The sequence below is a fragment of the Mesorhizobium sp. M0244 genome (assembly GCF_040321795.1).
GTDB lineage: Bacteria > Pseudomonadota > Alphaproteobacteria > Rhizobiales > Rhizobiaceae > Mesorhizobium.
Map to the genome: position 1 here is coordinate 1 of NZ_JAMYSE010000020.1, position 21,037 is coordinate 21,037.

The 21,037-nt window shown below is 60.8% G+C and carries 19 protein-coding genes and 1 pseudogene; 12 read left to right on the forward strand and 8 right to left on the reverse strand.

Annotated features, from left to right (window positions below; translation table 11 throughout):
- The 4 genes from NKJ08_RS14895 to NKJ08_RS14910 form a co-directional block, all read left to right on the forward strand.
- The coding region (locus NKJ08_RS14895) for an oligopeptide/dipeptide ABC transporter ATP-binding protein (protein WP_352782163.1) at positions 1-588 on the forward strand (588 nt) is incomplete at its 5' end.
- Positions 589-601: 13 nt separating this feature from the next.
- On the forward strand, positions 602-1,093 hold the full coding sequence (locus NKJ08_RS14900) for a RidA family protein (RefSeq protein ID WP_352782164.1): 492 nt from the start codon (positions 602-604) through the stop codon (positions 1,091-1,093).
- Positions 1,094-1,123: 30 nt separating this feature from the next.
- Positions 1,124-2,323 (forward strand): aminotransferase class V-fold PLP-dependent enzyme, encoded by a 1,200-nt coding sequence (locus NKJ08_RS14905; protein WP_352782165.1) that lies wholly within the window; start codon positions 1,124-1,126, stop codon positions 2,321-2,323.
- Positions 2,324-2,380: 57 nt separating this feature from the next.
- On the forward strand, positions 2,381-3,202 hold the full coding sequence (locus tag NKJ08_RS14910) for an IclR family transcriptional regulator (RefSeq protein WP_352782167.1): 822 nt from the start codon (positions 2,381-2,383) through the stop codon (positions 3,200-3,202).
- 203 nt (positions 3,203-3,405) lie between these two features.
- On the opposite strand, the gene NKJ08_RS14915 is transcribed toward NKJ08_RS14910, so the two are convergent.
- The 4 genes from NKJ08_RS14915 to NKJ08_RS14930 form a co-directional block, all read right to left on the reverse strand.
- On the reverse strand, positions 3,406-4,419 hold the full coding sequence (locus NKJ08_RS14915) for a hypothetical protein (RefSeq protein ID WP_352782168.1): 1,014 nt from the start codon (positions 4,417-4,419) through the stop codon (positions 3,406-3,408).
- Positions 4,416-4,991, reverse strand: a complete 576-nt coding sequence (locus NKJ08_RS14920) for a hypothetical protein (RefSeq protein ID WP_352782170.1) — start codon at positions 4,989-4,991, stop codon at positions 4,416-4,418. The genes NKJ08_RS14915 and NKJ08_RS14920 overlap by 4 nt, the downstream gene beginning before the upstream one ends.
- A 464-nt stretch (positions 4,992-5,455) precedes the next feature.
- Complete coding sequence (locus NKJ08_RS14925) at positions 5,456-5,788, reverse strand: hypothetical protein (RefSeq protein WP_352782172.1); 333 nt, start codon at positions 5,786-5,788, stop codon at positions 5,456-5,458.
- Positions 5,789-5,928: 140 nt separating this feature from the next.
- The gene (locus NKJ08_RS14930; RefSeq protein ID WP_352782174.1) at positions 5,929-6,417 is read right to left on the reverse strand and encodes a hypothetical protein; all 489 of its coding nucleotides are present in this window, start codon (positions 6,415-6,417) and stop codon (positions 5,929-5,931) included.
- 235 nt (positions 6,418-6,652) lie between these two features.
- Here NKJ08_RS14930 and NKJ08_RS14935 point away from each other — a divergent pair, with 235 nt between their 5' ends.
- From NKJ08_RS14935 to NKJ08_RS14955, 5 genes and pseudogenes are all read left to right on the forward strand, one after another.
- Entirely contained in the window at positions 6,653-9,727 is a 3,075-nt protein-coding gene (locus tag NKJ08_RS14935; protein ID WP_352782176.1) for an AfsR/SARP family transcriptional regulator, read from the forward strand.
- Between the two features lie 557 nt (positions 9,728-10,284).
- Positions 10,285-10,653, forward strand: a complete 369-nt coding sequence (locus NKJ08_RS14940) for a hypothetical protein (RefSeq protein ID WP_352782178.1) — start codon at positions 10,285-10,287, stop codon at positions 10,651-10,653.
- Between the two features lie 329 nt (positions 10,654-10,982).
- A complete protein-coding gene (locus tag NKJ08_RS14945) occupies positions 10,983-12,749 on the forward strand; it encodes a hypothetical protein (protein ID WP_352782180.1) in 1,767 nt (588 codons plus the stop codon).
- A gap of 9 nt (positions 12,750-12,758) precedes the next feature.
- Positions 12,759-14,201 (forward strand): hypothetical protein, encoded by a 1,443-nt coding sequence (locus tag NKJ08_RS14950; RefSeq protein ID WP_352782182.1) that lies wholly within the window; start codon positions 12,759-12,761, stop codon positions 14,199-14,201.
- Positions 14,202-14,882: 681 nt separating this feature from the next.
- A pseudogene (locus NKJ08_RS14955) lies at positions 14,883-15,086 on the forward strand (glycine zipper domain-containing protein); the annotation flags it as partial.
- A gap of 148 nt (positions 15,087-15,234) precedes the next feature.
- Here NKJ08_RS14955 and NKJ08_RS14960 read toward each other — a convergent pair.
- The 3 genes from NKJ08_RS14960 to NKJ08_RS14970 are packed head-to-tail and all read right to left on the reverse strand — an operon-like array spanning position 15,235 to position 17,170.
- On the reverse strand, positions 15,235-16,143 hold the full coding sequence (locus NKJ08_RS14960; RefSeq protein WP_352525553.1) for a hypothetical protein: 909 nt from the start codon (positions 16,141-16,143) through the stop codon (positions 15,235-15,237).
- Positions 16,140-16,535, reverse strand: coding sequence for a phage holin family protein (locus tag NKJ08_RS14965; protein WP_352525554.1), 396 nt, complete (start codon positions 16,533-16,535; stop codon positions 16,140-16,142). The genes NKJ08_RS14960 and NKJ08_RS14965 overlap by 4 nt, the downstream gene beginning before the upstream one ends.
- Positions 16,532-17,170, reverse strand: a complete 639-nt coding sequence (locus NKJ08_RS14970; protein ID WP_352782184.1) for a hypothetical protein — start codon at positions 17,168-17,170, stop codon at positions 16,532-16,534. Before NKJ08_RS14970 ends, NKJ08_RS14965 begins: the two co-directional genes overlap by 4 nt.
- Positions 17,171-17,799: 629 nt before the next feature.
- Here NKJ08_RS14970 and NKJ08_RS14975 point away from each other — a divergent pair.
- Together NKJ08_RS14975 and NKJ08_RS14980 are read left to right on the forward strand one after the other, a co-directional pair.
- Positions 17,800-18,045: a type II toxin-antitoxin system Phd/YefM family antitoxin gene (locus NKJ08_RS14975; protein WP_352525556.1), complete on the forward strand. Its 246-nt coding sequence runs from the start codon at positions 17,800-17,802 to the stop codon at positions 18,043-18,045.
- Positions 18,042-18,428, forward strand: a complete 387-nt coding sequence (locus NKJ08_RS14980) for a type II toxin-antitoxin system VapC family toxin (protein ID WP_352525559.1) — start codon at positions 18,042-18,044, stop codon at positions 18,426-18,428. Before NKJ08_RS14975 ends, NKJ08_RS14980 begins: the two co-directional genes overlap by 4 nt.
- A 510-nt stretch (positions 18,429-18,938) precedes the next feature.
- Here the strand turns inward: NKJ08_RS14980 and NKJ08_RS14985 are convergent.
- Positions 18,939-19,739: an IclR family transcriptional regulator gene (locus tag NKJ08_RS14985; protein WP_352525560.1), complete on the reverse strand. Its 801-nt coding sequence runs from the start codon at positions 19,737-19,739 to the stop codon at positions 18,939-18,941.
- A gap of 241 nt (positions 19,740-19,980) precedes the next feature.
- On the opposite strand from NKJ08_RS14985, the gene NKJ08_RS14990 reads away from it, so the two are divergent.
- Positions 19,981-21,033, forward strand: coding sequence for a substrate-binding domain-containing protein (locus tag NKJ08_RS14990; protein WP_352782187.1), 1,053 nt, complete (start codon positions 19,981-19,983; stop codon positions 21,031-21,033).
- Positions 21,034-21,037: the final 4 nt, after the last annotated feature.

Here is a 21,037-nt window from a genome sequence, read left to right on the forward strand (position 1 = left end):
GCCGACAGGGTCGCTGCCCTGCTGACCCTGGTCGGCCTGTCGCCCGATCACGCCACGCGCTCCCCGCACGAAGTCTCCGGCGGCCAGCGCCAGCGCATCGGCATTGCGCGCGCGCTCGCCGTCGAGCCGGAATTCGTCGTCGCCGACGAGCCGGTCTCGGCGCTTGATGTGTCGGTGCAGGCGCAGGTGCTCAACTTGCTCGGTGAGTTGCAAAAGCGGCTCGGCCTGACGCTGCTGTTCATCGCGCATGATCTCTCGGTGGTCGAATACCTTTGCGACGAAGTGGTGGTGATGTATCTCGGCCGCGTCATGGAGCGTGGTCCGAGCCGTCTTCTCTACGCCGCGCCGCGGCACCCATACACCAGGGCATTGCTGGCGACGGCACCCGTACCCGACCCGACCCGCCGGCGCACCCACGTCGCCTTGCACGGTGACATTCCAAGCCCGATTGACCCGCCTTCCGGCTGCGTCTTCCGCACCCGCTGTCCGGAGGCAATTGCCGCCTGCGCCGGGATCATTCCGCCCCTCGACGATATCGGCGGCGGGCACCACGTGGCCTGCATCCGGCACAACGAAAAAACGATCTGATTGGAGTTTGTGTATGACTTTTTCCGAGCTCATGAAGCGACCGGAAAGCACGCCCTACGACCGGCTTGTGGCGCTTGGAATAACGCTGCCCGAGGCGCCGCCGCCGATCGCCAATTTTGTCACACACGTGCAGGAGGGCAAGCTGCTGTTCCTGTCCGGCCAGGGGCCGAGCGAGGCCGACGGCCGGGTCCATACGGGCAAGGTTGGTGCCGAGGTCACGGTCGATCAGGCCTATGCCCATGCGCGGCTGACCGGTGTCAACCTCATTGCCGTCATGCACGCAGCGCTCGGCGATCTACGCCGCGTGCGGCGTGTGGTGAAGTTGTTCGGCATGGTCAACGCCACGCCGGATTTCGCCGACCACCCCGCGGTGATCAACGGCTGCTCGGACCTGCTCATCGATGTTTTCGGCGAGCGCGGCACGCATGCCCGCTCTGCGGTCGGCCACGGATCACTGCCGGGAAGAATCAGCGTCGAAATCGAAGCCGTCATCGCCATTGATTGATCGGATCACGAATAGCCGGAGCACAAGACCATGCCTGTCGACGATATCCGCAGCCATCTGGGCCTCAGGCCCGTCATCAACGTCTCTGGCACGATGACCTCGCTCGGCGCCTCCATTGTCGTTCCCGCGGCTGTCGAGGCTGTGTCCGGCATTCTCACCGAGTTTGTCGAAATGGCCGATCTGCATCGCAAGGCCAGCGCCGTGATCGCCGAATTGACGGGCGCGGAGGCCGGCTTCATCACCGCGTCGTGTTCCGCGGCAATCACCCTGGCGGTGGCGGCCAGCATGACCGGCCCGGACCTTGCCGCGATCGAACGGCTGCCGGATGCCGCGGGACTGAAAGACGAGGTCGTCATCCAGTCCGGCCACATGGTCAGCTACGGCGCACCGATCAAACAGGCGATCCGTCTCGCCGGCGCCAAGGTCGTGCCGGTCGGTCAGGCGACCAGCGCCTCGGCATATCAGCTCTCAGGCGCCATCACCGAGCGCACTGCTGCAGCAGTCTACGTCGTGTCGCACCATGTCGTCGAGTATGGGCAAATCCCGCTGAAGATGTTCGTCGAAGCCGCCCATGCACGCGGGGTCCCGGTCATCGTCGACGCAGCGTCCGAATACGACCTGGCGGGCTTTCTCGCCAGCGGAGCCGATCTGGTGCTGTATTCGGGTCACAAATTCCTGGGCGGCCCGACATCCGGCATCGTCGCAGGCACGAAAGCGCGGGTGCGCGACGTCTATCTGCAGAACCGAGGCATCGGGCGCGGTATGAAGGTCGGCAAGGAAGGCATCGTCGGTGCGCTCGCTGCTCTCCAGGCCTGGAAAACGCGTGACCATGACGGTATCCGCGCTCGCGAACGCCGAGCGCTCGATTGCTGGGCGCAAGCGCTCGAGGGGCGGCCCGGCATCACCGCCGCCATCGTACCCGACCCGACCAGCAATCCGCTCGATCGCTTGAAGGTGTGGGTGAATGCCGCCGAAGCCCGCATTACGGCCTGGGATCTGGTCGACCGGCTGGCAGCCGGCAATCCGCCGGTGGTCGTCCGCGACCATGAGGTCGAGCACGGCTATTTCTTCCTCGATCCATGCAATTTACATCCCGACGAAGAATTCGTCGTGGCGGCACGGCTTGCCGAGGAGCTTGATGGCGCGCGCAAGTCGAATGCGATCATCGCCACACCATGGAACGAGCGTCTCATGGCCCGCGAGGCCACGATCCTCAACTGGCCGGATTGAGGGTGGCTGTGGTAAATGCCCCGGCTGCCTTACAGTGCACGCAAAACCGAGAATGCCATGCCCACGATAGCGCCCGACCTGCACCTGAACCCTGCCGAAGGCGCACGCGAACCCCGCCGCTCGCGCACCAGCGGTATCGACCGTGCGCTGCAAATACTCGATTATCTGCAAAAGCAGGGTCGGCCAGCAACGGCGTATGAGATAGCACACGACATCGGCGCCCCCCTGTCGACGATCTACGTCATCGTCGACGATCTGGTCGAAAAGGAACTGCTGGACCGCAAGGACGGCGGCCTGCTCTGGCTAGGCCCGCGGCTTTATCAATACGGCCTGACCTACGCTCGCACATTGGATCTGCTCAACGTGGCAACGCAGGAGATGCACGAACTGGCTCAGAGTTCGAAAGAGACGATCCAGCTATGCGGCCGTGACGGTGACCATATGGTCGTGCTTGCGATGGAAGAGGGCAAAGATCATTTCCAGGTTACATCTCGCGTCGGGACCCGGACGCCGCTGAACTGGACTGCGTCGGGCCGGCTGCTCGTCGGCCATTTGCCGGAAGCCGAACGCCGCGCAATTTTCGCCCGATCCGCGATCGCCTCTCCGACCGGACGGGCCGAGACGGACAAGGATGTGCTCGCTCGGGCGGCGGCCGCAGCACTGGAGCAGGGCCTGTCGATCCAGGCTGGTGAATCCGACTTTTCAGTTGCCTGCATTGCGGCTCCCATCCGTGACAACCAAGGAGCCTGCCGTGCCACGATCTCGATCGTCGTCCCGGACGTGAAGCTGAAGCAAAAGAACCCGGATTTGATTACGATGGTCAAGACCAGTGCGCGCCGCATCGAGTCGCGGCTCGGTTGGCGAACTGACCGGCCGTAACGAACGCCCGGCGCGGGTCGATAAAATCGCAGGACGGTGCGCTTCTGAACATCCCGAAACGACGGGGCCGAGTCTCCAGGCGTTCCAATCAAGCCTGCGCTCGCATCTTCAAGCTGGACGGTCTGGTGGTTTTCTGTGCCTCACAGGCTTGAGCAGTGAAACGAGAATGTCCTCTCTGGCCTGTTGATCAGACGCTCCCGTCATCAGGCAACCGAATACAGCGTCATCGCCGCATCGAAGCCGCGCTGACCTCTCGGGTCGAGGGCTGCCCTGATCCCCAGAGATCCGGGGCCTCGTGCGGTGTGGCCGCGCGCGCCGAGCCTCGCGTCGCCGAAGAGGCCCGAGGCGATGTCGAAGCCCAGAGTGTACATGCCGGGCGGCTCTGCAGTGCGGGCAGCCTTAAAGGCATCCGTCGAGGTCTGCTCCGCGATCTTCGCGCCGACGGTCGCGAGGCCGAGTTGCGCATTCCGGGCGACAATGAAGAACGCCGAATCCTCGCAGCCAACGCGCTCGTCAGCATCAAGGCCATCCATGAAAAGCTGCTTTCCCGGGCCCCATGGCGTGTCTGCGCCGGGCATCGCGACGCCAATATCAAACCCGGTCTTGGCGGGGCCGTCTGGCTCTAATTCTCGCATCTCGCTCAACAACGCGTCGCGGCTGACCATCATTTTTCCCTTGTCCGCATAAACGCTTTTCAGCCCCTTGGCGCCTTCCGGCAATGGATCGGGCGTCAGCCCTTGTGGGAAGCGCCGCTGCTGGTTCGCGGCGAAATCAACCGGCAGGCACGCTGTTTTAGGATCGTTGATCGCCGCGGCGGCGGCTTGCGCGATGATGTCTATATCGACTTGGAAACCACGGAATGCCTCCTGAACCGTCTGCAGGGTTGTCGGTGCCGTGAAGGTGAACTTACCTGGATTGAGCGTAATGAAGTCCATCAGGTTCATCTGGTCTAGCCGGCTGCTGCGCTCCTTCGCGCACTCAACCAGAACATCCTGAGCTTGCCGGACCTGCGCTGCGTTCGGCGGGATCGGTCCATCTGCGATGGAGATTGGAGCCAGGGTGACGAAATAAGGAACGGCATTGGCGTTCGGATCGGTCTGGAACGCGTTCAGCCATTGCTGGAGAAGCCCATACATCTGGCTGGGATCCGTTACGTCCCCCATGATCAGATTGATTTGGGCCGCCTTCGTGGTAGACGGTCGTGCGTACGTCTTCATGGAAAATGCCTCTGCATGCTCTCCATTTTCATCTTGGCGTCGGCAGAAAACAGCCCGTAGGACCCCGACAACTCCATCGAAACGGCTTGGGCCTCCTCGGAACTGGCTGTATCCATCTGCAGGACGGCTAGGAACATCCCGCCGCGGCCTACCCCGTTCACGAACATGTTTCCGTAGCGTGATTGGAAGAGTTCGGGATTGCTCGATATCGCCGCCGCCGAGCCGCTCAGCTTTGGTTCGTCGATGCCGTGAAAGGGCAGCGTTACCTTGGCGGAGATGAGCAGGAACAGCGAACTGCTCTGGATCTTTGAGCTTTGGGCGAAGTCAAATCTTCCTGACGCGGAGAAGCACCCGCACCCGCCGCTCGCTTCGACATTGATGCTCAGCGACTTTTCGAGTTCGGCGGTGGTGTGAATGCGGCGTATGTCGAATGAAGATATGGACCCCATTGCATCATCGACGCCGGAAAATGCGCCATCGACGACATGACCCATCGGACTACCCGTCGCAAGATCGACACCTTTTCCATAGTCGTAGCCGGGAGAGTAAGGTACGGTTACTTGAGTAAGCATTTCAATCTCCTGATTCGTCTATTGGCATTACTCTTGAATAAACCAGTTCAGCTGAGTATAATCTGGCACAATTGTGTCTACTGCCAGAGTGCAGGCTAACGGCCAGTTGGCGGCCGTCCTCCGCGCTATTTCTAGCAGGAAGGCTCAAGCGTTGTGGGGAGGCGCTATCCCAACCCATCTGTCGAGTTCCCTTTCGGAACCAAAATTACAGGGCCAGGCGCTCCGCCCCGGAACAACTCCCAGACGTCTTTGATGTCCATGACCTTCTCTGCAAGTCTTCAAAGAACGATCCGACCGGAATCGATCCATGCGTGTCAGGAAGCTCGATCGGAACCGGATCGCTCGCCGAGCTTGAGTTCGGAGCAGTTCCTGGCGCGGAGAAGCCACCACCTCACCGGAGGCACCAGACATCCAAAGCGGAGCAGGCGCGATCCCGCTTCGAGTGTGGATCGCGCATGCTAGAGCTAGTCTGATACGGATTGGACAAGGATGGTGATGTCGTAACTGGCATCCGCGCCCTGCACGTTTTTCACGGTTTGGAAATCCATGATCGCGGACAGGTCGATCATCCCTATCTCGTCATCGCCTGAAAGGTCGGTCTCGATAATATTGAGGTAGAATTCACCGGCTGGAACGACCTGGTTGATGTCGAGATTGTAGTCGTTTCCCGGAGTGAAGGATCCAATCGGGAAGCGAACAGGACCCATCACTCCAACGAGGTCGTCAGAGCCTGTATAATCATTCGTCGAATGACATTTGATGCGGCCTATGTTCAGAGAGTAGGGACGCATGGTCATTGCTCCATCAACTTGTTGCGAGATGGAATGCTCACCTGCCCGAGCTTACGAATGGCTTACGAGGTCGTCACAGCCCGCTGCTTTCTGCTCGCTGAGGTGTTGTCGGCGACCGTGGACATCACCTGATGCCTGTCGCGCGGTCAGTCGACCCGGTAAATGACGTAGTAGGCCGACCCCTCGATCGCCGAGCGGGCGATTTTGGCGATTGGACCCAAGCCTTGTTCTTCCTTCTCCATGGTGACGGAGCCGAGTGGATCATTGCCATTAAGAGGGCCGTCTTCATCCCAAAGAGAGAGATTCTGGCTATACTCGAACGGCAGCACGAGGCCGGGTTCGAACGACTGGTCCGCATTGACTTCCCTGGTGGTTCCGGGAGAGGGCCAGACAGCGTCATCGACATTGCCTTCAGTCCCGGTGGTGATGAACAGATTGTCCGGATCGGCCCGTATGGCGTCGATCACTCCAAGAACGCTTGGCAGTGACTTGATCCCTTGCAGCAGGCTGCCGGCGAAGTCGTTCTGGGACGGCGTCAGGCCCATGATGGCGTCGACCAGCGCCTGGTTGGCCGCGAAGTCGGTTCCGGTGGCGGGCTGGACACAATAGATGGTTTGAACGGTTGCGGTCGGCACGGGTTTTCTCCTTGAGTTGGAACGATGCCGACAGTGACGGAGCCGCGCTTACGTTTGGCTTACATGCTGAAATGACGCGCACTCGGCCCATCATCTGCTATAAGAGTGCAGCCTGGCGGATCTGGATGCGGCGGTGCACGGCGGCCCGATAGCAAAGCTTTCAATGCCAAGACCCGCGGGAATCTCGCGGCGGCCGCGTATTGCTGCACTGGTCGACAGGTGCCTGGAATCCGGCATGTGCTGGATTGCTGCCCCTGGCGGATACGGGAAGACCACCGCGGTCATCGATTACCTCCAGGAAAAGCGGGCTCCGCATGTCTGGTATCGCGTCGATGACGAGGACCAGGATATCGCCCGCCTGTTCTACTATCTGGCGATGTCGCCTGGGGCGCAGGAACTCAGTCTTCCTGTTTTCGGAACCGAATATGCGGAGGATGCTGCTGCATTCGCGCGTCTGTTCTTCCGCGCTTACTTGGCGCAGATGGCGCCGGACACGGTCATCGTCCTTGACGATATTCACCGTGCCGATACACCAGAATTCCGCGAAGTTCTGGCTGTCCTGCTGCGAGAACTGCCCAACACGGTCCGGTGCATCTGCATATCGCGTACACTGCCTGGTGGGGGCGTGGCCGAACTCGCGCTCGCAGGCAAGCTGCCGGTCATCGGCCAGACCGCACTGGAATTCTCGGAGGACGAAGCACGCTGCCTCGTCGGCCTCAGGGAACCAGGCCATGAGAAGGGGATCGATGTCACCGCCGCCAGGGGGTGGGCGGTCGGCCTGGTCATGATCGCCAACCAATCAAGTGCCCCGCAGTTGATGAGCGCCATGCCTCTGGGGCAGGGAAACTTCCAGGAGGTGGTCGGCAGACTGTTCCTGCAGAACGTTCCAGGCGACGACCAGAACACCCTGCTGAAGCTTAATCTGCTTCCCGAAATCAATTCCGGTCTTGCCGACGCCTTGCTCGGACCCAGAGTCGGCGGCCCGGTGCTGGAGCGGCTCTTCCAAATGCAGCTGTTGGTTACCCGAACAGGCCTCGGAAGCGGAGGATTCCAGTTCCACGACCTCCTGCGCGATTACCTGTCCAGGCTCTTCGAAGCGCGGCTGCCGCCGGAAGAGCAGGCAAGTCTGCGCGAAAGGGCAGCTCGGGTCCTGCGCGACGCAGGATTGGTCGACGCTGCCGTATCGATGGCTCTCCAAGCAGAAGCCTGGCCGCTTGCCCGCGAGTTGGTTATCGAGCACGCCGAGGCGATGCTGTCCCAAGGCCGCAGGGCTACCTTGATCGAATGGGGCACCAGATTTCCTGCTGAAGAACTGGAAGGCTGGCTTCTCCACTGGATCGGGGCCGCTCATGTTCCTGACGACGCCGCAGCCGAGCGATGGTTCTCGCGGGCTTGGGAGGCGTTCGAGAAGGACGGCGATTTGCGGGGGCAGTGGCTGACCGTGATCCGCGCCGTGCTCGTAAAGACAAGCAGCTGGCGGACGCACGGGGGCCTGGACGGGTGGACGCGAAGGGCAGCCGCCATCCTTCGCGGAAGGCAACCCGATCTTGTCCCGAGAGAGCGGATGCTGGTTGGTGTCGGCATGTTGCGCGCGGTGGATTACGGGGAGGCCGACGAGGAGACCGCACAGGCAGGAGTGAAGATGGCCGACGAACTCCTGCAACAGCTGTCGAACCCGACTGGTGAAGTTCCGGTTGACCTGAGATTGCTTGCCAGTGAAGCCCTTGTTGATCATGCGGTCTGGTCAGGGCGGCAGGACATCTTCGAACAGGCGGTCGACAGCGTCGCTTCCGAATTGAACGACCCGAAGGTGACGCCTTGGGTGCTCGGCATGTGGTTGGTCTCTTTCGGCGCCGCCAGCGGAAGGTATTTTTCATTCTCGAGGCGCGGGTTTCCATATGCCTCGGCCGAAGACGCCCTTCGCAAGGCAATCGAGATGGGCGAGAGGGAAGCCCTGAGAAGCGTCGAGTTCAGCGGTCTCTACCATCTCCAGCTGCTGCTCAAGCTGCGTAACGATTTCGCCGGCTTCGCAGATCTCGTGACGAGGCTCAGCAAAATCGCGGACAGCCGCTTCACAACTCAGGTGGCTGTAGTCGCCGATTGCCGAGCCGCCATGCATGCGCGGCAAGGCAGCTTCGTCGAAGCCTACAGGGATTGCGACACGTTCATGACCGCGATCGAAGAGGCGAACGAGCCGATGGTCGAGCGCTGGCCGCATTATGTCACCAAATTCCAGGTTCTTCTCGCCGACAGAAGGCCCGCTGAGGCCGCCTCGCTGTTGGCAGATATCGTCGACCGGCTGGACGGTGGCCCGCGGGAACGGGTGAAGATTTGCATTCTTGCCGCTGCCGGTTTTGAAGAGAAATGGAGGGGCGGAGCCGGTTATGAAGAGAAACTGACGGAGTTCATGACAGCCCTGAGGACCGTCAACCCGTCTGCAATCCTACTCAACCTGCCCGATCTCCTCGCCGAATTGCTGGCCGATGCACTTGACCGCGGAATCGAAGTGGATCTCTGCCATTCGGTCATTCAGACGCGGCGTCTCGTCCCGCCAATGAGACGGCCTGCCAAATGGCCATGGCCACTGAAGATCTTTGTGCTGGGCGGCTTCAGGATCGAGCTCGACGGAACTCAGTTCGATCTCGGATCAAAATCGCCGACGCGTGCCCTCGACATCCTGCGGGTTCTCGCCCTGGCGCGCGACCAGACCTGTCCCCTCGAAAGCATTCATGACTGGCTTTGGCCCGACCTTGACGGGGATCAAGCCAAACCGGCGTGCGAGCAAGCCCTTCACCGCCTGCGCAAGACGCTCGGCAAGGGCGACTTCATAGTTCAGAGGGAGGGGCGCATCAGTCTGCCCCCGGACAAGGTGTGGGTCGACCTTGCCGATTGGGAAACCCGTCTCAACCGCGGTCTTTCCCGGAAAGGGGATACGACAGTCCCCGAAAAGGAACAGCTTCTGGCGAGATTCCCCGGCCCGCCACTGTCGCCGGGTTCTCTTCCGTCTTGGGCGATACCGGTGGCCGACAAGGTTCGGGACGGCTATATCGACCTGGCGATCAACGTCGGAAGACATTGGGAGAATGCCGGAGAAGGTTTCCGGGCGCGAGAAGCCTACCTGAGAGCACTCGAGTACTACCCGGATTCGGAAAGAGTGTACCAAGCCCTCATCAGGGAACGTCTGTCCAGCAGTGATCCTGCCGCAGCTGTAGACGACTTCTCGCGTTACGAGAGGGCGGTTGGAGCGAACGGGGAATACAAATCCTCTCACGTGATCCGCACGCTGGTGCGCCCGTATCTGAAATCCTGAACGCCCAAAGACCCGAAGCCACCCGTAAGCTGTGTCTTGCCAGCGTGCTCCGAACCTCTTCTTTGCACGGCCCGATAATTTCACGGGCAATCCCTGGCCGATCGTGTGCGGGGCGGTTTTGTCCAACCAGCAATCCGGGTCGGAAACACTGAGACCCCGGAGCGATAAACTCTGCGCTTGGGCAGCGTGCCTGCGTAATGCTGGATTCTACCCAGCAGCGTGCAGGACTACTCGCGCAGCGAGCGGGCGGGCAAGATAGACCGGCGGAATCGGGCTTTCGATACAATCCACTCGCTTGTGGTTTCTTCCTGAGCGAATGGATCCAAAAAATTTCGATCTGTAAGCCATCCGTAAGCTGCGGTCAGAGAAACTCAATCCGTCGAAACCAAACAACCGCTTCGTCCGGCCCCTCGAGAGGCTACCCCGCTCGCGAAACCGCGCATGCAAGCAGCCCGATGAGGATCAAAAACATGTCTACATGGCAGGATAGAGCATACCGGATATTAAATCTTTTCGAGGGTTCGGCCGACGAAGCTGGTGACCGAACCTGGCAGATCATGAACCACGTTCTCGACGAGAACAATCAGGACGACTACATCAGCAGAGACTTCTACAACGTCCAGCAGACCGCAGGCGGGCTGCCGGAAGGCGTCACCTTCGAAGTCTTCCTGTCAGCGGTGTCCGGTCATGTCAGGGACGAGCTGCAGGGCGGAAGCTTCGACGAGGAGCTTGGCGATGATGACGTTCGCACGGCAGGCCTCTCTTTCGACGACAACATTCGCCGGCATATCCGGTTCCTCAACGGAGTGGTCCACCAAGGCGCTCCCGGCGAGGTTCATCTCGGACTATGGGAGAGAATTCTGCAGGCCCGCGACAATGGCCGGAGCATCCACTCGCTGTACCACGACTATCTCGTCGATGCCTAACCGGCCCAGACACTCACGGTTTTTGTCACAGGCACAGGTCCGCAGGAAGCCATCGCCCTAGCGACACGTGCCCGGAAGGGACAGCAGCAAACTTCGGCTGGGAGATGCTCGGCAGCCAAGGAGGCGGCTGGGCCCGGCAAGGACATTCCTGACCTGGTGATTGTCTGATCGGCCGATGTCCGAACGAGACGTAACTTGCTCTTGGGCCTGGGCTCTCGGATCGACGGAGCGCGGGCTTTGCACATCCGCAACCTGACGTTGGTCTTTCCCCCCGTCCGCGTGACGATCCATGGTCCAGCGCCGCAACAAACGAAACAAGGAGAGTTCTCATGCCTGGTAACGATCTTCAGGTCACCGGCGGCATCACGCAAGCACTGCTTGACGCGCTGAACCAGATACACACCGCCGTTGCGGCCCAGCTTGTGAATCCCGACGGCACGCCGTCTGGCTCGGCAGTCTACATGCACCTTCCAGTCGGCCAGCCGATTGACCCGAAGATGTATGCCAATCCCTGGACGCCGGCCGGCGGCAGCGCCTACGGCGCGGTTTCCACCACGGGCGCCTTCTCAGCACCACCCGCGCCCCCTTCGGCCGGAACGCCCGCGACGCCGGCCGGTCAGCTGTCCGCAATGCCGGCACCAGATCCCAGGCTGCAATTGGCGATCAGCAGCGCCTTCAACACGGCTCAGCGGGTTGATGACATGTTGATGGTCACCAACAAGGGGGTTGCGGTGTCGTGGCCTCAGCGCACCGTCAGTATCGAGTATTTCACAGCCCTGGCCGGCATGCAGGCGGAACCGATCCCTGAGCCCTCGACCGATATCAAGAAGCGCATCGCCGATGCCCAGAAGACATTGTATCTGATGGATGCCGACGGCAATTTTACCGGCTACACGCCGCGCCACACCGCCTACAGGCACAACCAGAAGGTGCTGGCAGATGCGCGCAGCGAGTTCGCGCTCGCTTACTCCCAAGCCATGTCCGATCCTATCCAGGGACAGGCATGGCCGGTCACCAGCGCCAGATACCAGAACGTCGTCGACCAAGCCTATAACGACTTCAAGGATATGGGCGGGCAACAGATCGACGACGCGATTGCAACCCTTCAGTCCGTCGGCGGCAGCGCCGCGGCCGCCCTGATTGCCAAGGCCCGCAAGATGTACGACGAGTATAGCGTTGGTCTCGGTGGCGCCGTGGCAATCAAGGTGCCCTGGTCGTATATCGATCCGGTCTCCTGGTGGGATCACACCAACGATGACTTCGGGGTGATGAAGATCACCGCCACATCGAAACAGTACCAGGCGAGCGGTGGCGGCGGCCAACACAGCTTCGGACACAGTTTTTACAACAACGAGTCGTCATCAACATCGGGGAGCGTCGGCTACAGCGTTCTGGGTTTCGGCGCCTCCGCCAATGCATCACATAGCGAGACCAGCCATAACGACGGGTGGAATGCCGACCAGTCCTCCTGGCAGTCGCATCAGGACAGCAGCTCTTCGGCAACTGTCACGTTCGAGTGGTTCATGGCCAGCATCGAACGGCCATGGCTGCTTGGCGATCTTTTCCACATGGACGGCTGGTATCTCGCCGGTCAGAAGAAGAATGCGATCAGCGACGGGACCATCGAAGGTCAGATCGGCGACGTGCCCAAGCTGCTCCCGATGATCCCGAAGGGTTTTCTGATTGTTCGAAACGTGAAGATTAGCGCTAATTCCTGGGGCAGCATGGGCAGCGCATTCCAGAGCGCCGTCGACAGCGCCAGCGGACACACTGAAAGCAGTTCCACCTCCTATGGCGGCAAGGTTGGTTGGTGCGGTATCGGCGGATCGGTCCAACATTCCAATTCGGACAGCAGCGGCGCATTCAGCAACCAGCACGATGCATCTCAGGGATTTTCCTTCAGCAGCAATGAACACGGTGGAACGCTTGAACTTTTCGGTTCGCAGATCGTGGGCTGGGTAGGCCAGATACAGCCGGCCGCGCCGCGCAAGGACGACCCTGCACTCAACGCCGGAGTCGTGGCCAACCCTGCGACAGCCGCCAATGCCGGGGCGCCTGTGACACCGGCCGACGCGCCCGCTGCTCCGCAAGGCTGAGGTGTCCCTGTGAGCACGAACAGCGATCAGCTCGCGATCCTTGGCCAGCAAGTGGTGGACACGTTAATCGCGACCTACAACCCCAACAATGACCCGTCGTTGGCGCTTGCCATTCATCCGGGGCAGGCGCTAGCCGATGGCATCGTCCAAAATGGCGTGACCAATCCGCTGCGGTTGTCGGAGTGGCTGGAAGACCAGTACGACTATCCGCTATGGCTGAAACGGTCCGATGCCTCCTTCGTTTCCGCCTCGTCTGTCGGCAGTCTTACCGCCAAGTCTGCCTATTTGGCGATGATCCCATGGGCGCAACCGGGGGTTCCGGTGGACGCTCCTTCCTATGCGCGCATCGCCGCGATGGTTGCCGAGGCACGAAAAGATATCGGGGACAATCCCGATGCGCTGCCATTCAGCTGCGAGCCGACAGATTTCGCCGAGCCCAGCTGCACGGCCTGGCATGTCTTCGATCAAAGGATATCCCGCACTGCCGCAACCACGACCGAGACACCCGGCGCGATTAAGGCAAACCCCCTCTTATGGAAGATGCGAGTGTTGACAAAAGAAGGGGTTTCGAACCTCACCGCAGTTTCCGAGGCGGTCGAACGGCGCAAGGCATTTGCCGCCGAATTAGCTATCGTGCCAAGGGTTCAGGCGGTCAGAAAGCTGCGCACGCAGCCACATCTCACGGACTACGCTACCCAGCCGGTCGAGTTTCTCGGTATCCAGGATGCAGCAGGCACCGCGGTCAATCTGAGCCAGTTCAGCGCGAACCATCTGGATGGTCTCACCGCTTCGCCGCTCCACGCCCGGGCGCTGGCCGACAACCTGCCAAGATTCAGTCGAATTCGCGCTGCCCGGCGACACCTCACAGCCCAGGCAGATCAAGTCTCGCCGCCCAGAGAGCAGCCAAATGCTTCAAACACGCAAATGCAGTTGGACACGTCGCTCGTGAACCGATTGGCCACAATCCAGCTTCACGATCTCATTAGAAACCCCGTCGTAACGGAGGTAACTACCTCGGACAGTGAACTGCATGTGCATTTCGAGTACTGCATGCTCACCATCAGCCGGCGGATCGCCGGCACGAGATGGTGGCATCCCGACCTCATCGACGAGGAGGATTGGTACGTACCGGGAATGAAGCGCGGCGACATGATCAAGGCTTCGACCGACGACGCCTATGCGCATTGCCTGCCTCAGGGCCTGCTTCTGGTTCGAAACGTGGAATTCAGCGGCTCGTGGACCGCCGAAGCCCGCACGACGATGCAAAACGCCGTCTCGTTTCTGGGTCCCTTCCTGATGCAGGCGCCAACCAGCTCTACATCCAGCACGTCCGACCTCGAACAGATGAGTGTGCTTGGCGTGGGCGTTCAGGTAATAGGCGAGCTTTGTTTTCCATTGCCGCCGCTCCCGCCGATGGATGATCCAGCGGAATCGGAACGTCCCGTTGTCTAAGCAATCCACGACGCTCAATGAAGAGGGCAAATGCGTTGTGGCCGAGCCGGGACGACGTACCCTAGGCGACCGATGTCATTGCGCTGCACTCTGCGGTGCTGGCACGCTGCGAGCAACAACTAGACCAACTTCAAACAGGGCTTGCCAAAGGCATTGCAGCTGGCGATTCCGAGGCGATGCGTGACTTGATCGAAACCGTTACTGCGTTTCGAGATCCATCGAGGGCCGGCGGAATTGAAGTCGAAATCGCTGGGCCTCTCACCGTACTCCTGACGAGAATGCCGTTCCTTACGGCGTCGAAGGACAGTGGGGAAAGGTGGTCGCGAGAGCGCGCTGTCGCCTTTCCCACAACCATCAGATCGGCCGTTCCGGCTTCGCAGGCAACTGAACGAAACGGGTAGTTCCAACCGCGATCAGAGTAGGGCCTTCGCGGTTCGCTTAGATTTCATACTCCGCTTCGAGTGAACGTCAAGATCAAAGCGTGGCGAGCTACTCGAAAACCATCGGCGTATCTGATGGGACACTGAGCTGTTTGCCATTCACAAAGAGACGCAGAGCCCAGCCCCTGGATTTTCAGCTAATTTCTTCGCGCGTCGGGGGAGTTAAAGTGCTTGCGTTCAACAACTCGGCACGTTGTAGGAACAGGGCTCTGCGCGACGTCTCAGCTCTGCGGGCTGCACCAACGCGGAAAAAGGCGCTGTAATCGGTGGTGTTGGCGGTGCCGCGCTCGGAACAGCAGCTGGCGGGAACGACGTGCGAAATGCGGTCGTTGGCGGTGCAATCGGGGCCGTCGCCGGTACGTTGATCGGAGCGGCGGCCGACCGCCGCGGATACTGTCGATACCGGGATCGGAACGGGCGAGTCTTCGAGGCGCGATGCAGGTGATCGCGTTTCGTGTCTTGCCCCGCCGTGACGCTCGCAGGGCGTGAACGATGCCTGACCCGCCCGCGAACGCAATCAAGAAAAGCAGACCGGCGGTCAGCCCAACAACACGTGACACCGCCAACGACCGACCCCGGCGCTATTGTGCAGTTCAGGGGGACTCGTCCGACTCCGGCAAACGATCGCGAATGGCTTCCTCGGTTTTGCTTGCCGTCGATTTTACGACTTCCCCGACGCGGTCGACCAACGTCTCGGCATCGCCGCTGGTGCCCTGTCGGTCAGCCTCTTCTTTTGCGGTCTCATAGGCTTCGGCGGCGACCTGCTTGGCCTGCTCCAGGCCCTTCTCGAAGACGTCCTCGGCACTGTCACGAAGCTTGTCACGGTAGGCGCCAAGTTGCTCGTCTTCCGTGGCGGTGTGAGGCAGCATCACGCCGATGGCGGTGCCCACCGCAAGGCCCACCGCGGCTATCGCCAGAGGTTCGCGCTGGAACAGGTCCTGCGCCGACTGACGCGCCCGTGCGGTCACATCGCTGGCGGCTGAGCCGAGCTGTCCTGCCGTGCTTCTCACTCCTTCTCTGGCGTTACCCGCAAGGTCTGCCACAGCTTTAGTGGCGCCGCCTGCAACGGAAGCAACCGAACCAGCGGCATCGGAGAGCGTGGTGCCGATTCCGGAACCTTCGCTCTCGGCACCGTACTCGTCGCCGCTCGAGCCCTGCCATCCCTCGCCGCCCAAGCTGCGCCGGTCAGAGAAATCCCTGGCGGGGTCAGGTCCTCTGCGGGTCTGATAGACACCTAGTGCTGAACTGTCCACGGACGTGCCCTTGCCGAGCATCAGCCAGGCCAGGCCGGCGCCGACCAAGGTAAGCGGCAGCGGATTGTCCCTGACCTGCGCCTTGAGGTTGGTGAGCATAGCGGATCCCTCACCGCTGAACATCCCGGTGAATTCGTCGATCAGCTGACCCGGTGTCATCTTGCTGCGGATCGAGTCTGCGGTATCTGCCACTTTGGCGCGGGCAATATCGGCATCGCGTTCCAGCTCGGCTGCGGATTTGTCGGTCATCTTATCTGTTCCTTGATCACGCGTGCGTCGCGCTTGAGTTGGTCTTGTGTGCGGTCGGGCGTCAGTTCGGAGGGAGCCATGCTTGCTTTGCCGGAGCGCAAGAGTATGACTCCCAGTATCGCCACCACGACGCCGACCAGCAGCGAAGACCATCCGGCTCCCAGTCCGGCGCTCGCCAAGGCAATCACCAGCGCCTGCAAAAGCACCATCAGGGCGGCGAGCAGGCAAATGGCGCCTCCTATCACCTCCACCGCGCCGGCGCCGGCCTTGCTCACCTTTTCCGACATTTCAGCCCGCAACAGCCTGCTTTCGGTTTGAAGCAGCGTTGTAACCTGCTGTGCCAGATCGCCGACAAGGGTTGTCAGGCTGCGAGTGTCCTGATTGTCGGTCATGGGTTTTGCTCCAGACTTGCATCGGCCCAGTCATCGCCGGACTGATCTGAGCGGGATAACGTAGGCTCAACTGGCTCTGCCGATCGCCGTCCGAACTCATTCGAGCTCGAATCCGTCTCGGACGCCCGGCCTGCTCCCGACTGATCCGGAGTCCCGGTCGAAGAAGATGGCGGCGAGCTCTTGATGAACCGTCCTAACGCCAAGCCAGCCAATACCGAGCCAGCGATCAGCGCCCCGGAGTTTTCACGGCCGAAGGACTGGATTTCGCCGAGCACCTCATCGAACGGCTTATCCTTTAATGAGGATGAAAGCCGCTCAAGCCCGCCTGCGGCATCGAGGGCGAACTTTGAAGCGGTCCGTTGATCATTATTGGCCAGATGCTCGCTTGCCGCGCGCAATGCACCGCTAAAGGCCTTCAAGTTGGCGCTCACGTCGCGTTGTGTTCCCTCTGCCTTGTCGAACAATGCTTGCTTGGCTTCCGAAGCGTAATCGCTGGCTTTCCGAGTGACCTCGTCGCGAGCGTCATGTAGCGCCTCGGTCGCGGTCTGCTTTTCTCGTTGTACTCTTTCCGAAAGCTCGCTTTTGGCTGTCTCGAAATCGGCCGTCTGACGGCCCTGATCGTTTTGGTGCTGCATGGTGTCTCCTAGTGGAATCCGAGGAAGGAGAGGATCGCAAGCACGACGACGACAAGGCCGATGAGATAAATGACACTGTTCATGGCGCAATCTCCTCCACTTCGCACAGAACTTGCCTGGGCTTCCTGAGTTCCCTTCCGGCGAATCTTTTTTGGTAAGCGCTGCCTGACCGTTCTGAGGCCTGCTTCGCCCCTGCGAAACGGCGTCACGAAAGACGTTTTCTCGCGCCGTCCGCAATGCCTCTGCGAGGGCCGTGATCGGCAAGCCGTGGCAGCTGCCACGGCTTTTCTTCACCAGTCGATCGCAGGCCGCGCGATCATCAGCACCTCAGGTCCTTCGGAAACAAGGCGTGCACAAACCGAGGCACCGATGACCCCATTCTCCGGCTGCGAGAAAGCATCGTTCATCCCAGCCAGGAAAGACGCTACCGCGCCGTCGGCTACGACATTAATCTCTCACGTGCCGCAGAAGGTCTGGTGCACACGCTCGTGCGGTGGTGGTGGATCGGCGTAGTGTGCCATCACCGGCTGCTCCTCGAAGGGACGGGCCAGGACGCACTTCTTACGGAGCCCACTTGAAGGTCAGGCACGAATAGACTAAGTTGGATAGACTAAGTCATAGGGCCTGCAATGCACACCGTCAATATCCACGAGGCCAAGACGCATCTGTCACGCCTTATCGACAGGGCGGCCAAAGGCGAATCTTTCATCATCGCGAAATCCGGCAAGCCGATGGTGAAGGTCATTGCGATAGACGCTCCTGCGGCCGGCGAAACGCGTCGCGTCGGGTTTATGGCCGGGCAGTTTTCTGTTCCGGACGATTTTGATCACATGGCCGGTGAGGAAATCGAGAAGCTGTTCGGCGGCGACGCATGAAACTTCTGCTCGATACCCATCTTCTGCTCTGGGCGGCGGGCGAGCCCGACAAGCTCCCGCCTGCCGCTCTCACGCAGATCGAGAATCGCGACAACGACCTGATGTTCAGCGCCGCAAGTCTGTGGGAGATTGCGATCAAACGCGGTCTGGGCCGCGCTGACTTTACGGTCGATGCGCGGCTTTTACGTCGGGGCCTGATCGACAATGGCTATCATGAGCTGCCCATCACCGGCGAGCATGCCATTGCCGTGGAGGGGCTTCCACCCATCCACAAGGACCCCTTCGATCGGATTCTGATTGCTCAATCGATCGTGGAGGGCATTACATTGCTGACCGTCGACGATCTGGTCGCGCAGTATCCCGCGCCTATCCGCAGTCTTTAACGAACCTGCGCCCTCAGAGCGCGCGCGGGGCGATACGGATTGATCGTGCCGTCGCCTGCGGTCGGCTGCTGGAGTTACCCGGCGGGTCAGAAGGGCCTTGCCGCAGCAACGACGGCTATCTCGAAAGCAAGATCGTCGATGCGCCGACATTCGAAGGCCCGCACGCCGGCGGTGGGTTCACCATGAGGAGTGTGAAAACCGTACAGGTTCGAGCCTTGCTCGAATTTAGCGAAAGATCAGGTGCAAAGGCTGGAGCAACACCCCGTAGCGATTGATGTCCGTGAGCAAGACACGCCTGTTGTCCAGTTGTCTCTGACCCTGGGCCTGTAGGCTACACAAGCGCAATCCGCCTCGCGCTGAAGATAGCCGGCACCCATCGGGAGAGGGAGGAGGGCGGGAGATAGGTGCCGGCCTAGACGGGAATCGGGTCCGCCGCCGCAACAGCGTAGCTGAGCCTTGGCTTGGTGAACGAACGGAGCCTATCCTGGACCTTCGCGCGCCGATTTTTTACTAGCTTCCCGCCAACGACAACCCAGTGGCGCGCTCGCATAGCAGGGCAAGCAATTCGCTGCGCCGCGCTTCCGGCGTGTCGACGGGCAACACGAAGCAAAGAGTCTTGTTGATGGCCCCGTTACCGTCGCGGATGGGCGCGGCCATGCACCACGTGAAGCGGTCGGCCAGAGCAGCCGTCTCGCTGAAACCTTGCTGGCGCGCAAGAGCGACATCGCCGAAGAACTCAGCTGGCGCAATGACGCGGCCGTCGGGAAGCGTGTAGTCGCCAGGCGGAATGAAGTCCCGTATTTCCTGCTCGCTCATATGGCCGAGCAGCAGTCTTCCGGACGCCGTCCACGGGATCGGCACCTCGACTCCGACATCGCTTGAAATCCGGAACGGGCCAGGCGAGTCCCGGCAATCAAGGACGACATATTTGTTCCCCCGCAGGCCGCACAGTTGGACGGTCTCGCCCGTCTCCGCGGCTAGTCTGTCCAGGGTTTCGATGATGCGCCGGTAATGGGCATTATGATGTGAGTAGGCCCAGCCGAACAGATGCATCGCCTTTCCGAAATAGACATAGCCTTCCGTTCCGACGTTCTCGAGCATTTCGGCTTCCAGCAGGCTGTTGACGATTTCATAAGTGGTTGAACGCGGCGCGCCGATCATCTTGGCGATATCGCCGACGCGCATCGGCGCTCGGTGCCGCAGAAGGGCCTCGAGTAGCATGATGACGCGGTCGATCCCGCGACGCCGTTCGCCATTGCGCGGCTCGGCGCCGGCTTGCGTTTCAATTAGACCAGTGACGCCATCGCTCATGTAGGCCGCACCCGCGCAAAAATCATTTCGGCCCTCGTCTCAAGACGCTTGAAAGATGTCAAGGCTCAGTCTAGCATCCCATTTGTCCGATATACAGGCTTATTGTCTGAAATATCGGACAATAACGAGCCAGGCGCAGAAAGTCCTGACGAGAAAACAGGCGGTTTCCGGGAAGCGGCAACCGGCGGGTTTTCTCGTCCCGACCCCGCACGTCCAGGCATAACTTCAGAAGGGAACAATCATGACGAAATCATCGTTTTTCGCGTCCGCCAGTGCCCTTTGCCTCGGTCTTCTCCTTAGCCTCGGCGCCGGTTCGCAGGCCAACGCCGCCGCTAAATGCATCAAGGGCGATCGCAAACCGCCATATACGATCGGCTGGGCCAATATCTATTCAGTGCCGACCTGGATGAAGCAGACACAGGGCACGATCGAAGCCGAAGTCGAGACTTTGAAGAAGCAAGGCTTGGTCGACAAGCTCGTCGTGACCGATGCCCAGGGTGACGCCAACGTCCAGATTCAGCAGATCCAGTCGATGATCGATTCCGATGTCGATGCCATCATCTTGATCGCTGGTTCGTCGACCGCGCCGGCGCGCGTGCTGGCGGACGCCTGCGCCAAGGGCATCGCCATCATCAACTTCGACAGCCTCGTCGATACCGACCAGGTGACCGCCAAGGTCAACACCGATTCCTCACAGTGGGGCGATCAGGCGGCCAAGTTCCTGATCGACGCCATCGGCGGCAAGGGCAAGATCCTCATCCTCAATGGCCCAGCCGGCGTTTCGGTCAGCGACGACCGGCGCAAAGGCGCCGATGCCGAGCTTAAGGCCCATCCCGATGTGAAGGTGCTTGCCGAGACGAACACGCCCTACAATGTCGCGCCCGCCCAGGAGGCCGTCACCAGCCTGCTTTTCGCCAACCCCGAAATCGACGGCATCCTGTCGCTGGGCGGCGCGTTGTCGGCGGGCGCCGTGCTCGCGCTCGACAAGCAGGGCCGCGACCAGGTGCCGATCACCGGCGAGAATGCGCGCCAGTTTCTCGAACTGTGGAAGGAAAAGGGCCTGAAGAGCTGGGCGACGATGCAGCCGAACTGGCTCGGCGCCTTCGCCACCTACACCGCCGTCCATGCACTGGAGCGCGAGGATGTGCCGGCTTTCGTCAAGATCCCGCTGCCGGTGATCGACAATTCCAACATCGACGAATACCTCGCCCGGGCGAAGGATTTCCCGGCTGACGGTTACATCTATTCGCCGTACGATGAGGATCTATTCAAGAAGCTGCTGGCCCAGAAATAAGCCC